The following is a 12,331-nucleotide window of genomic DNA, read 5'->3' as shown; positions in this document are numbered from 1 at the left end:
GCAGGACTCTAAAGGGCCAACCTTTCGCTAACCTTTCAGCGCACTTTCACGGCTTTCGGGCTTCACAGCCGCGATTGCGGCGGTACACTCCGCGCCAAAGAGCGGCGTCGATCCCCCTGAAGCGAGGTAAACAGCCATGCGAGTTCTGCTCGTTGAAGACCATCTGCAACTGGCCGAAAGTATCGCCCTGGCGCTCAAGAGCACCGGCTTGACCGTGGATGTGTTGCACGATGGAGTGGCCGCCGACCTGGCCCTTGGCAGCGAGGAATATGCGGTGGCGATCCTCGATGTCGGCTTGCCGCGCATGGACGGTTTCGAGGTCCTGGCGCGCCTGCGGGCCCGGGGCAAGAACCTGCCGGTGTTGATGCTTACCGCCCGCAGCGACGTCAAGGACCGGGTCCATGGGCTGAACCTTGGGGCCGACGATTATCTGGCCAAGCCTTTCGAACTGACCGAGCTCGAAGCCCGGGTCAAGGCATTGTTGCGTCGTAGCGTGCTGGGGGGCGAACGTCAGCAGCGTTGTGGGGTGCTGAGCTATGACCTGGACACCCGCCGTTTTACCCTTGGTGAAGAGCTGCTGACCTTGACCTCTCGCGAGCAGGCGGTGCTTGAAGCGCTGATTGCCCGCCCCGGTCGGGTAATGAGCAAGGAGCAGTTGGCATCCCAGGTCTTCGGCCTGGACGAAGAGGCCAGCCCGGATGCCATCGAAATCTACGTCCATCGCTTGCGCAAGAAGCTCGATGGTCATGCGGTGGCCATCGTTACCTTCCGTGGCCTGGGCTACCTGCTGGAAAGCCGCGATGCATAAGCCCAGCAGCCTGCGCTGGCGGTTGTTGTGGAACCTGGCGTTGCTGTTGGTGGTGTTGATGCTGGCCAGTGGTCTGAGCGCTTACTGGAATGGGCGCGAGGCCGCCGACACCGCTTACGACCGGACCCTGCTGGCCTCGGCGCGAACCATTGCCGCCGGCCTGTCCCAGCGTGACGGCAGCCTCAGCGCCAATGTGCCCTACGTGGCCCTGGACACCTTTGCCTACGACAGTGCTGGGCGCATCTACTACCAGGTCAACGATATTCACCAGCACTTGATCTCGGGGTATGAAAACCTGCCAGGGCCGCCGCCGGGCACTCCGCGTACCGATGACTATCCGGCCCTGGCACGTTTTTACGATGCCACTTACCAAGGCCAGAATGTGCGGGTGGTTAGCCTGCTCAAGGCAGTCAGTGAGCCGACCATGAATGGCATGGCGGAAATCCGTGTGGCGGAGACTGACGAGGCTCGGGTCGCCATGGCTCGCAGCCTGATGGCCGATACCCTGCTGCGCCTGGGCATGCTGGCCATCGGCGCTTTGCTTCTGGTGTGGTTTGCGGTGAGTGCTGCTTTGCGCCCGCTGGAGCGTTTGCGCGGTGCGGTGGAAGAGCGCCAGTCGGATGACTTGCGGCCATTGCCGCTGGTTTCGGTGCAGCGCGAGCTGTGGCCTCTGGTACGGGCCTTGAATCATTTCACTGAGCGCTTGCGGGAGCAGTTCGAACGCCAGGCGCAGTTCATTGCCGAGGCCGCCCACGAGTTGCGCACACCGTTGGCGGCGCTCAAGGCACGCCTGGAATTAGGGTTGCGCTCCAACGAACCTGAAACCTGGCGTTCGACTCTGGAAAGTGCGGCCCAGGGCACCGATCGCCTGACCCATCTGGCCAATCAGTTGCTGTCCCTGGCTCGGGTGGAAAATGGTGCCAGGGCCATCGCCGAGGGCGGTGCGCAGTTGCTCGACCTCAGCCAGCTGGCTCGGGAGTTGGGCATGGCCATGGCCCCCTTGGCTCATGCCCGGGGCGTGGCGCTGGCCCTGGAGGCCAACGAGCCGGTGTGGCTCAAGGGCGAGCCGACCCTGCTCAATGAGCTGCTGAGCAATCTGGTGGACAACGCGTTGGCCCACACCCCGCCGGGCGGCAATGTGGTGCTGCGGGTGTCGCCGCCGGGTGTGCTGGAGGTGGAGGATGATGGGCCGGGGATTCCCCTGGAAGATCGCGACCGGGTCTTCGAGCGCTTTTACCGACGCAATCAGCAGGTCGCGGGTTCGGGGTTGGGGCTGGCGATCGTCGGCGAGATCTGCCGCGCCCACCTGGCACAGATCAGCCTGCATGACGGCGAACCTTCAGGGCTGAAGGTTCGGGTGAGTTTCATCGCCGGTTGAGGGCTCAGTAGAGCATTGAGCGGGATGCTTGCAGATCACCGCACATGGCCTTGTTTTCCGGGTCGATTCCCAGCTTCTTGAAGGCCGGCACATTGACGGCGTCGATGCGCGAGAGTGGGTGGTCGGTGTCTTTGTGGCAATACAGGGTCGCCACTTGGACCAGGTCGACATAGTCGATCTGTGGGGACTGGCGGTTGAAATTCAGGTAGTGCCCGGGGATTTCCACCAGTTGCTCGGGGAATTCCCAGACGCGTAGCAGCTTGTCCCCCAGTAACGGGTGAATGCGTTCGATCACGTGATTGAGGCTGACCGGATCGGAAAGCAGTTCGTAGTGATCTTCGGCGTAGGTCAGGATCGGCAGCACGCCGATCTGGTGCACCAGGCCGCCGAGTGCCGCCTGGTCGGGCTTGAGTTGGGAATAGCTGCGGCACAGGGCGTAGCTGACCCCGGCCACCTCCAGGCTGCTGCGCCAGACGTCGCGCATCTTTTGCTGCACCACTTCGGAACGGGCGTTGAAAATCTGTTCCATCACCAGGCCGATGGCCAGGTTACTGCTGTAGTTGATACCTAGGCGGGTGATCGCCGTATGCAGGTCGGTGACTTCCTGGGCTGCTCTCAGCAGGGGGCTGTTGACCACCTTGATCAGCCGCGCGGACAGCGCCGCGTCGCGACTGATCACCTTGCTTAGGCTGCTGACGCTGATTTCCGGGTCTTCGGCGGCCTGGCGAATCTGCATGGCCACCTCCGGTAGGGTTGGCAGGACCAAGTCATCGTTGTCGATGGCCTCCACCAAATCCTGTAGGACCTTTTGCGCCAGCTCAGTCATTTCAGTTCTCTAGGGTGTTGCAAAAAAGGGCAGGCGATCAACGTTGGATTTCGCGATCACGGTCCAACTGGTATGGCAGATCCAGCAATTGCAGGCCCGGCCCTTCGAGTGTTCCAAGGTGCAGGTTGCCATCTTCCACCGCCTCGGCCTGCAACACGGCCAGCAATTCCACTTGTTGCTGCGCCTGGGCGGCCAGCACCACTTCGCCAATGGCGCTGTTGTGGGTGGGGGAGAACAGCGGGGTACCAGGAGCAGGCAGTTCGCCAGCGGGCAATGCCAGGCGGTACAGACGGCGCTTGAGTTTGCCCAGGTATTGCATGCGCGCGACGATTTCCTGGCCGGTGTAGCAGCCTTTCTTGAAGCTGACGCCGCCAACGGCCTGCAGGTTGAGCATCTGCGGAATGAACAGTTCGCGGGTCTGCGGCATGACTTGGCCCAGGCCGGCGCGGATCTGGCCCAGCAGCCACTGGTTCAGTTCGCCTTGGGGCAGTTGCGCGGCGAGTTGTGGGCGCAGGCTGTCGGCGCGTTCCGCCGGAACCCAGAGTTCGGCGCGGTGGCTTGAGGCGCGCACGGCAATCAGGCCGTCGGCACGGACTACGGCACCGTCTGCCTCGGGTAAATCAAGGCCCAGTCCGTTCAGGACGGCTTGCCCGTTGGCGAGGCCAAAACGCACCCAGTTGGCGCTTTCATCGGCGAGTTTGGCCTTGGAGAACACCGCGTATTTCTTCAGGTCCGCCAATTGTGGCTCGATCAACTCGCTGGCCATCGCCAGCAGGCAGCCGTCGCCATCGAGCAGGATGCGGAAGCTCGATTGCATGCGGCCTTTCTGGGTGCAGCGGGCGCCCAGGCTGGACTGGGAGTCGTTGAGGTAATTGAGGTTGCAGGTCAGCTGACCCTGAAGGAATTTGCTGGCATCAGGGCCGCGGACGGCGAGCACGCCTTCGTGGGACAGGGGGCAGAAAAAAGCGGAGTCAGCCATGGTTCATCGCAGGGTAAAAAGTCTGGAGCACATCATAAGGGGGCGCCCTTGAAATGGATAGTTTCCAAAGGATGGGCGGTGACCGACCAAAGCCGACTGTTCTGGTGTTCCCTGGACTGTATACTTGCTCTCTATTTGAGGAGTGCTCCATGGTTGAAGATGTTGAACTGAATCGCCTCTACTGGCACAGCCGTCGCGGCATGCTTGAGCTGGACGTATTGTTGGTGCCGTTCGTCAGGGAGGTGTATGCGCATCTCAATGAGACTGATCGCGAGTGCTACCGCAAGCTGCTGGAATGCGAAGATCAGGACATGTTCGGCTGGTTCATGGAGCGCAACGAGTCCGAGGATCCTGAGCTGCAGCGCATGGTTCGGATGATTCTGGACCGTGTCCAACCCAAGTAGCCTGTTCGAGAGTCGCTGGCAGCCTTCACGGCAACTGCTGGCGGCCTACCTTCTGGCCCAGGCGTTCGCCCTGGGCGCGGTTTTTCTGTTGGATATCCCGTCGGTCGCCAAGCTCCTGGGGACTTTGCTGTGCCTGCTGCATGCCTGCTGGGTTTTGCCCCGGCAGATTTTGTTGAGTCATCCTCGGGCGTTCAGCCGTTTGCGGTATTCGGCTGAGGGTTGGCAGTTGTGGAGTTCGGCCAAGGGCTGGCAGGCGGTGCAATTGCATCCCGATAGCCTGGCGCTGCCCGTGATCGTAGTGCTGCGCTTTCGCCTGGCGGGTGAGCGCTGGGTACGGTCGATCTGCGTGCCGCGGGATGCGCAGGCCGCCGATGAGCATCGGCGCCTGCGGGTGCGGCTCAAGTTCAGTCGGCGTAGGTGGGCGGTACCAGAATAGTGTCGCGGGCTTCGGGCAGCAGGTGCGGGTAGTCGAGGGTGTAGTGCAGACCTCGGCTTTCCTTGCGCTCCATGGCCGAGAGGATCATCAATTCGGCCACCTGGGCCAGGTTGCGCAACTCGATCAGGTCGCGGCTGACCTTGTAGTTGCTGTAGAACTCGTCGATCTCGTCCAGCAGCAGGCGAACCCGGTGCTGAGCCCGTTGCAGGCGCTTGTTGGTGCGCACGATGCCGACGTAATCCCACATGAATCGCCGCAGTTCGTCCCAGTTGTGCGCAATGATCACGTCTTCGTCTGAGTCGGTGACCTGGCTGGCGTCCCAGGCGGGCAGAGCGATGGGGATCGACACTTGTGGCAGTTGCCGAAGGATGTCGGCCGCCGCTGAGCGGGCATAGACAAAGCACTCAAGCAGCGAGTTGCTGGCCATGCGGTTGGCGCCATGCAGGCCGGTAAAGCTGGTTTCGCCAATGGCGTACAGGCCGGGCACATCGGTGCGACCTTGTTGGTCGACCATCACCCCGCCACAGGTGTAGTGGGCCGCCGGCACCACCGGGATCGGCTGCCGGGTGATGTCGATGGAGAACTCCAGGCAGCGTTCATACACGGTGGGGAAGTGGTTTTTGATGAAGGCTTCCGGCTTGTGACTGATGTCCAGATAGACGCAGTCGATCCCCAGGCGCTTCATTTCATGGTCGATGGCCCGGGCGACGATATCCCGTGGGGCCAGTTCAGCCCGTGGATCAAAGCGTGGCATGAAGCGTTCGCCGTTGGGCAGCTTCAGGTGCGCACCTTCGCCGCGCAGGGCCTCGGTGATCAGGAAGCTCTTGGCCAGGGGGTGATACAGGCAGGTAGGGTGGAACTGGTTGAATTCCAGGTTGGCCACCCGGCAGCCCGAACGCCAGGCCATCGCGATGCCGTCGCCGCAGGCGCTGTCGGGGTTGCTGGTATAGAGATAGACCTTGGCGGCACCGCCGGAGGCGAGGATCACGAAGCGTGCGCCAAAGGTATCCACCTCGCCGGTGCCACGGTTGAGCACGTAGGCGCCCAGGCAGCGGTCGCCTTCCAGCCCCAGGCGCTTCTCGGTGATCAGATCGACCGCGACCCGCTGCTCCAGCAGCTCGATATTGGGGTGTTGCCGGGCTTGGGCGAGCAAGGTCTTGAAGATCGCTGCGCCGGTGGCATCGGCAGCGTGGATGATTCGCCGGTGGCTGTGACCACCTTCACGGGTCAGGTGGAATTCGAAGCCGTTGTCTTCGCTGCTGGCATCTTCATCGCGGGTAAAGGGCACGCCTTGGTCGATCAGCCATTGGATGGCCTCGCGGCTGTGCTCCACGGTAAAGCGCACTGCATCTTCGTGGCACAGGCCGCCGCCGGCATTGAGGGTGTCATCGACGTGGGATTCGATGGTGTCGGTATCGTCCAGCACCGCCGCCACACCGCCCTGGGCCCTGTAGGTCGAGCCGTTGGCGAGGTCGCCTTTGCTCAGGACGGCAATACGCAGGTGACTGGGCAAGGTCAGCGCCAGGCTCAAGCCGGCAGCGCCGCTGCCAATCACCAGAACATCGTGTTGAAACTGTTGGCTCATTTGAAGGATTCCGCTCAAAGCGACCCAGGACAGGGTTGGCGCAAGACGCCTGAATCGGCGAGTCAAAGCAGCCACACAGCGCACTAGTATATAGAGGGGGGGATCGGCACAATAGTCGCGCCTTCATGGCATCGTGCGTCTTTGCTGAGCAGCAGCGTTGCTCTCGGTCAGCCCGGGATTTGCGGGCGTTCCAGGCTCTGAAAGGTCTGATCGAAGACGTAGTGCTGTTTTTCTCTTCACCGTTACACAATCTTCGTCTGGCACAGCTATAAAGATTGGGAACTTTTGCCAAGGCCCCAAACTCAATAGAAGGTTGCCTGAAAGAAGGGACAGTGTCGGCTCTATCCAAGGTTTTCAATGTGTCCCTTGTGACAGAAATCGGCGACAGGATTATTCGCGCAGCCGGCCTTGCCCGCGCTGCGTTTTTCGTGCGTGCCGGATCAGAGCCCGCAGGAAACTTGCTTGGAGGGGGAGAACTTTTGCGAAAAGCCCGAGTCTATGTTTGCAAGCCTGATCGATTAGTGATGCAAGCCTCCTCCGAGCTTATCGAGGAGTGTTCATGCTAACCCAGGAAGAGGATCAGCAGCTGGTCGAGCGCGTTCAGCGTGGCGACAAGCGAGCGTTCGATCTGCTCGTGCTGAAATACCAGCACAAAATTCTCGGGTTGATCGTGCGTTTCGTGCACGACACCCATGAAGCCCAGGATGTCGCACAAGAAGCCTTTATCAAGGCTTATCGTGCACTAGGTAATTTTCGTGGTGATAGCGCGTTTTACACGTGGCTTTACCGTATCGCCATCAACACGGCGAAAAACTATCTGGTTTCACGCGGCCGTCGGCCGCCAGATAGCGATGTGAGTTCTGAAGATGCGGAGTTCTATGACGGCGATCATGGCCTGAAGGATCTCGAATCGCCGGAACGTGCATTGCTGCGGGATGAGATCGAGGGCACCGTCCATCGAACCATTCAGCAACTGCCGGAAGATTTGCGTACAGCCTTAACTTTACGTGAGTTCGATGGTCTGAGTTACGAGGACATTGCGAGCGTCATGCAGTGTCCGGTGGGTACCGTGCGCTCCCGGATTTTCCGCGCTCGGGAGGCCATCGATAAAGCCCTGCAGCCGTTGTTGCAGGAAACCTGAGACAGCGGCGACAGCCAAGAGAGGAACCGCAATGAGTCGTGAAGCCCTGCAGGAATCGCTGTCCGCGGTGATGGATAACGAAGCGGACGAACTGGAATTGCGTCGGGTATTGAATGCCGTCGACGAAGTGGAAGCCCGTGAGACTTGGGCCCGTTATCAAATCGCCCGGGCAGCTATGCACAAGGAGTTGCTGATTCCACGTCTGGACATTGCCGCTGCCGTTTCTGCAGCTCTGGCTGATGAAGCCGTGCCGGCCAAAGCCTCTCGCGGACCATGGCGCAGCCTGGGTCGTCTGGCGGTAGCCGCGTCGGTGACCGTGGCAGTATTGGCGGGTGTCCGCCTGTACAATCACGATGAGATTGCCGGCGTCGAACTGGCCCAGCGGGCTGGTCAGCCAACCCTGGCGACTCCACAAGTCAAAGGCCCAGCGGTATTGGCCGGCTACAATGAAAGTTCGGAAGCCACCGGCCCCATGGCCAATGGCGTATTGCAAGGGCAGCCAGGTTGGCATGACCAGCGCCTGCCAAGCTATCTGCGTCAGCATGCTCAGCAGGCTGCACTCAAAGGCACTGAAAGCGCTCTGCCTTATGCCCGTGCAGCAAGCCTGGAAAACCGCTAAGGAGGATCATGCGCGCCATACCTCTACTATCGCTTCTGCTGAGTGGCTGGTTTGTGGTTCCAGCCTACGCCGACGAAGCCCAGGACTGGTTGCAGCGTCTTGGGCAAGCGGAACAGCAGCAAAGCTTTCAGGGCACCTTCGTTTATGAGCGTAACGGTAGTTTTTCTACCCATAACATCTGGCATCGCGTCCAGGATGGAAAGGTCCGTGAGCGGTTGACCCAGCTCGATGGATCCGCTCAAGAGGTGGTGCGTGTCGATGGCCGTACCCAATGCGTCAGCGGTACGCTGGTGGCAGGGTTGGGCGACTCTCCGGACTCTGCGGCGCGTGCGCTGGATCCGCAAAAACTCAAGAATTGGTACGACCTTGCTGTCATTGGCAAGTCGCGTGTGGCTGGGCGCCCGGCGGTGATCGTGTCGCTTACGCCTCGGGACCAGCATCGTTACGGTTTTGAATTGCATCTGGATCGTGAAACCGGCCTGCCACTGAAATCCCTGTTGTTGAATGACAAGGGGCAGTTGTTGGAGCGTTTTCAATTCACTCGCCTGGATACGGCGAATGTACCCGAGGAAGCCGAGTTGCGCCCCAGTGCGGACTGCAAGCCGGTCTCCTTGGACAGTGACAAGGCCTCGGCGATCAAGAGTGCGCAAACCTGGCACTCCGACTGGTTGCCTCCAGGCTTCGAGTTGACCAGCAGTACCGCGCGCAAGGATCCGGAAACCAAGACCCTGGTCAACAGCCTGCTGTATGACGACGGGCTGGCGCGTTTTTCGGTGTTCCTCGAGCCGCTCAATGGCGCGACGGTCACCGATACTCGGACGCAGCTCGGGCCTACCGTCGCGGTGTCGCGGCGTTTGACCACGCCCGATGGTGAAATGATGGTCACCGTGGTCGGGGAAATCCCCATTGGCACCGCTGAACGTATTGCGCTGTCGATGCGCTCCGATGCTACCGCCAAGCAATGAGCCTTTATTGGTTGTGTTAGAGGTCAGTAATGCCTAAGCCACAATTGAGAAGATGAAATGTTTGGTGAGCAATTTCATTTGCAAAATCCCCTGGATTTTTCTATAGGTCAGAGCCCCTCGGTTCTGACCTTATTTGTCGTTCCTGGAGCAAAAGCATCGTCCTTGTCTGTTCGATACTGTTTGCTTCATATCGCTTAATCACGCTCGTCGTAACGGGAGCCGTATGTCGATACCACGCTTGAAGTCTTACTTCACCATTTTTGCCACCGTATTGGTGCTTGGGCAGGCCGTGTCTGCCCAGGCGGCCGAATTGCCTGATTTCACGCAACTGGTCGAGCAGGCCTCGCCTGCGGTGGTGAACATCAGTACCACGCAGAAGCTGCCGGATCGCAAGGTCTCCAACTCGGCGCAGATGCCCGATCTGGAAGGCCTGCCTCCGATGTTGCGCGAGTTTTTCGAGCGTGGCATGCCACAGCAGCGTTCTCCGCGAGGGGATCGCCAGCGTGAAGCGCAATCCCTGGGTTCGGGGTTCATCATTTCTCCGGATGGCTACATCTTGACCAACAATCATGTGATTGCTGATGCGGATGAGATTCTCGTACGCCTGGCTGATCGCAGTGAGTTGAAAGCCAAGTTGATCGGCACCGACCCACGTTCCGACGTGGCGTTGTTGAAAATCGACGGTAAAGACCTGCCGGTGCTGAAAATGGGCAAATCCCAGGACCTCAAGGCCGGTCAATGGGTCGTGGCGATCGGCTCGCCGTTCGGCTTCGACCATACCGTGACCCAAGGTATCGTCAGTGCCATCGGCCGTAGCTTGCCCAACGAAAACTACGTGCCGTTCATTCAGACCGACGTGCCAATCAACCCAGGTAACTCTGGTGGCCCGCTGTTCAACCTGGCGGGCGAAGTGGTGGGCATCAACTCGCAGATCTATACCCGTTCTGGCGGCTTCATGGGCGTTTCCTTCGCGATCCCGATCGATGTGGCCATGGACGTTTCCAACCAGCTCAAAACTGGCGGCAAAGTCAGCCGTGGCTGGTTGGGCGTGGTGATTCAGGAGGTCAACAAGGACCTGGCTGAATCCTTCGGTCTGGAAAAACCAGCCGGGGCCCTGGTGGCGCAGATTCAGGACGACGGTCCTGCGGCCAAGGGTGGCTTGCAAGTGGGTGACGTGATTCTCAGCCTGAACGGCCAGCCTATCGTCATGTCGGCGGACTTGCCGCATTTGGTGGGTGCACTGAAGGCCGGCGCCAAGGCCAACCTGGAAGTGATCCGCGACGGCAAGCACAAGAATGTCGAGCTGACCGTGGGCGCGATTCCCGAGGAAGACAAAGACCTGAGCATGCTGCCGAAATCCGGTGTCGAGCGCAGCAGCAATCGCCTCGGCGTAGCTGTGGTCGAACTCAACGCTGAGCAGAAGAAGACCTTCGACCTCAAGGGCGGTGTGGTTATCAAGGAAGTCCAGGACGGCCCTGCGGCGCTGATCGGCCTGCAGCCGGGCGACGTGATCACCCACCTGAACAACCAAGCGATCACTACAGCCAAGGAGTTCACCGAAATCGCCAAGGCGCTACCGAAGAATCGTTCGGTGTCCATGCGTGTACTGCGTCAGGGTCGAGCCAGCTTCATCACCTTCAAACTGGCGGAGTAAGCCGCCAGGCAGAAGGCTGCCCAATAAAAAGCCCGCTTCGTGAGAGGCGGGCTTTTTTGTGGGGGAATGCTTCAGCGCATCATATCCTTGACCATCTGTTCCTGGTCCATCATCTCGCGCTGACGAGCGTCGATTCTCGATGACAGAGGGAAGTTGCTGCCGGCTCGGCGTTTGGCAAAGTCCAGTTGCTGGATGGCTTGGCGGTAGTCGCCCACCAAGGCGAAATACTCAGCTCGGGCCTGATGCAGGCCGATGATGTTGCCCGAAAGGCCGCGGGTTTCTGCCACCAGGTACCAGACATCAGGATCATCGGGGCGGCTTTTCAGCAGGCCTTCCAGGGCCTTTTCAGCGTCGGCCGGGCGGTTCTGCTTGAGCAGCAAGTCAACCCGGACCTGATTCAGCGGGTAGTTGCCCGGGTACAGGTTGAGCATCCGTTCGAGTCGGGCTTGTGCATCCGGTAGGCGGCTGTTGGCCATGTCCAGTTCGATCTGGGCCAGATTGTAGGTGATGTCATTGGGTGACTTGGCCAGCAACGGCTTGAGGTTTTCCCGGGCCTCGTTCCATTGGCTGCCTTTGATCTGAGCGATGGCGAGGCCATAGCGGGCGATGTCGTTCTTCGGGTTCTCATCGAGCTGCGCGCGAAAGCGCTTGGCAGCCAGCCCTGGTGAATCTTCGTAGTTCAACTGCACCCTTGCGCGGATCAGTTGATAGCGCAGGCTGTCCTCGGTGCCGCCGAGCTTGGCCTGCTCCGCGCGGTTGCGGGTGTCGGCGATCCGCGACTCGGTGACCGGGTGAGTCAGGAGGAACTCCGGTGGCTTGGCATCAAAACGGTACTGGCGCATCAAGCGTTCAAACATGGTAGGCATCGACCGTGGGTCGTAGCCGGCCTTCTCCAGGTTGAGAATGCCGATACGGTCGGCTTCCTGCTCATTCTGTCGGGAGAAGCGTCGTTGTTCCTGGATGGCGGCAGCCTGGGTGCCGGCAATGGTGGCGATCCCTGCATCACCGGCGCCAGCAGCGGCAATCACGATCCCGGCCAGCAGCGCTGCCATCATCGGTATCTGCATTCGTTGCTGGGCTTCGACGCCGCGGGCGAAGTGGCGTTGGGACAAGTGAGCCAGTTCGTGGGCCAGTACCGAGGCGTACTCGCCTTCAGTCTGGGCATTGAGAAACAGTCCGCCGTTGACCCCGATAATTCCGCCGGGGGCAGCAAAGGCGTTGAGCTGTGGGCTGTTGATCAGGATGAACTCGAGGCGCCGGTCGTTGACCTGGCTGGTTTCCACCAGTTTGTAGACGCTGGTTTCGACGTAGTCCTTGAGTTGCGGGTCGTTGAGTTGCGAGACCTGGCTGCGCAGCAGCGCCAGCCAGGCACGGCCCAGTTGGTATTCCTGTTGCGGGGAGACGATGGCTGAACTGGCATCACCGAGTGACGGCAAGTCGTCGGCGAAGCCCGGTGAGGCGAGCAGGCAAGCGAGCGTCAGCAGGGTAGGGCGCAATAAATTCATGCACAAAGCCTTAATCGACAAAGGCTCTACT

12 protein-coding genes are annotated in these 12,331 nt (G+C 60.3%); 8 read left to right on the top strand and 4 right to left on the bottom strand.

Translation table 11 applies throughout. From position 1 onward, the window contains the following. The first annotated feature begins 136 nt into the window (after window positions 1-136). Both GV819_RS19330 and GV819_RS19325 read left to right on the top strand, forming a co-directional pair. Window positions 137-808: a response regulator gene (locus GV819_RS19330; protein ID WP_161757645.1), complete on the top strand. Its 672-nt coding sequence runs from the start codon at window positions 137-139 to the stop codon at window positions 806-808. Further along, window positions 801-2,186: a sensor histidine kinase gene (locus GV819_RS19325; protein WP_161757644.1), complete on the top strand. Its 1,386-nt coding sequence runs from the start codon at window positions 801-803 to the stop codon at window positions 2,184-2,186. Before GV819_RS19330 ends, GV819_RS19325 begins: the two co-directional genes overlap by 8 nt. A gap of 4 nt (window positions 2,187-2,190) precedes the next feature. Here GV819_RS19325 and GV819_RS19320 read toward each other — a convergent pair whose 3' ends face one another. Next, window positions 2,191-3,012: an HDOD domain-containing protein gene (locus GV819_RS19320; RefSeq protein ID WP_161757643.1), complete on the bottom strand. Its 822-nt coding sequence runs from the start codon at window positions 3,010-3,012 to the stop codon at window positions 2,191-2,193. A 37-nt stretch (window positions 3,013-3,049) separates the two neighbouring features. Beyond that, complete coding sequence (locus GV819_RS19315) at window positions 3,050-3,991, bottom strand: YgfZ/GcvT domain-containing protein (RefSeq protein ID WP_161757642.1); 942 nt, start codon at window positions 3,989-3,991, stop codon at window positions 3,050-3,052. A 149-nt stretch (window positions 3,992-4,140) separates the two neighbouring features. Between GV819_RS19315 and GV819_RS19310 the strand changes: the two genes are divergently transcribed. After that, complete coding sequence (locus GV819_RS19310) at window positions 4,141-4,395, top strand: succinate dehydrogenase assembly factor 2 (RefSeq protein ID WP_025127902.1); 255 nt, start codon at window positions 4,141-4,143, stop codon at window positions 4,393-4,395. Further along, window positions 4,379-4,831 carry a protein YgfX gene (locus tag GV819_RS19305; protein WP_161757641.1) on the top strand — a complete coding sequence of 151 codons (453 nt, stop codon included), beginning with the start codon at window positions 4,379-4,381 and terminating at the stop codon, window positions 4,829-4,831. Before GV819_RS19310 ends, GV819_RS19305 begins: the two co-directional genes overlap by 17 nt. Here the strand turns inward: GV819_RS19305 and nadB are convergent. After that, entirely contained in the window at window positions 4,800-6,416 is a 1,617-nt protein-coding gene (gene nadB, locus GV819_RS19300) for an L-aspartate oxidase (RefSeq protein ID WP_161757640.1), read from the bottom strand. The genes GV819_RS19305 and nadB overlap by 32 nt on opposite strands. Before the next feature lie 559 nt (window positions 6,417-6,975). Between nadB and rpoE the strand changes: the two genes are divergently transcribed. From rpoE to GV819_RS19280, 4 genes are all read left to right on the top strand, one after another. After that, entirely contained in the window at window positions 6,976-7,557 is a 582-nt protein-coding gene (rpoE, locus tag GV819_RS19295; protein ID WP_007930230.1) for an RNA polymerase sigma factor RpoE, read from the top strand. 31 nt (window positions 7,558-7,588) lie between these two features. Next, entirely contained in the window at window positions 7,589-8,176 is a 588-nt protein-coding gene (locus GV819_RS19290; RefSeq protein WP_161757639.1) for a sigma-E factor negative regulatory protein, read from the top strand. Window positions 8,177-8,184: 8 nt separating this feature from the next. Then, entirely contained in the window at window positions 8,185-9,141 is a 957-nt protein-coding gene (locus GV819_RS19285; protein ID WP_161757638.1) for a MucB/RseB C-terminal domain-containing protein, read from the top strand. A 223-nt stretch (window positions 9,142-9,364) separates the two neighbouring features. After that, entirely contained in the window at window positions 9,365-10,795 is a 1,431-nt protein-coding gene (locus GV819_RS19280) for a DegQ family serine endoprotease (protein WP_161757637.1), read from the top strand. A gap of 71 nt (window positions 10,796-10,866) precedes the next feature. Here GV819_RS19280 and GV819_RS19275 read toward each other — a convergent pair whose 3' ends face one another. Next, window positions 10,867-12,300, bottom strand: coding sequence for a M48 family metalloprotease (locus GV819_RS19275; RefSeq protein WP_161757636.1), 1,434 nt, complete (start codon window positions 12,298-12,300; stop codon window positions 10,867-10,869). Window positions 12,301-12,331: the final 31 nt, after the last annotated feature.

This window comes from Pseudomonas sp. Fl5BN2 (genome assembly GCF_009908205.1).
Classification (GTDB): Bacteria; Pseudomonadota; Gammaproteobacteria; order Pseudomonadales; family Pseudomonadaceae; genus Aquipseudomonas.
The sequence above is the reverse complement of the archived record's forward strand: the minus strand, read 5'-3'. Positions and strand labels throughout refer to the sequence as shown.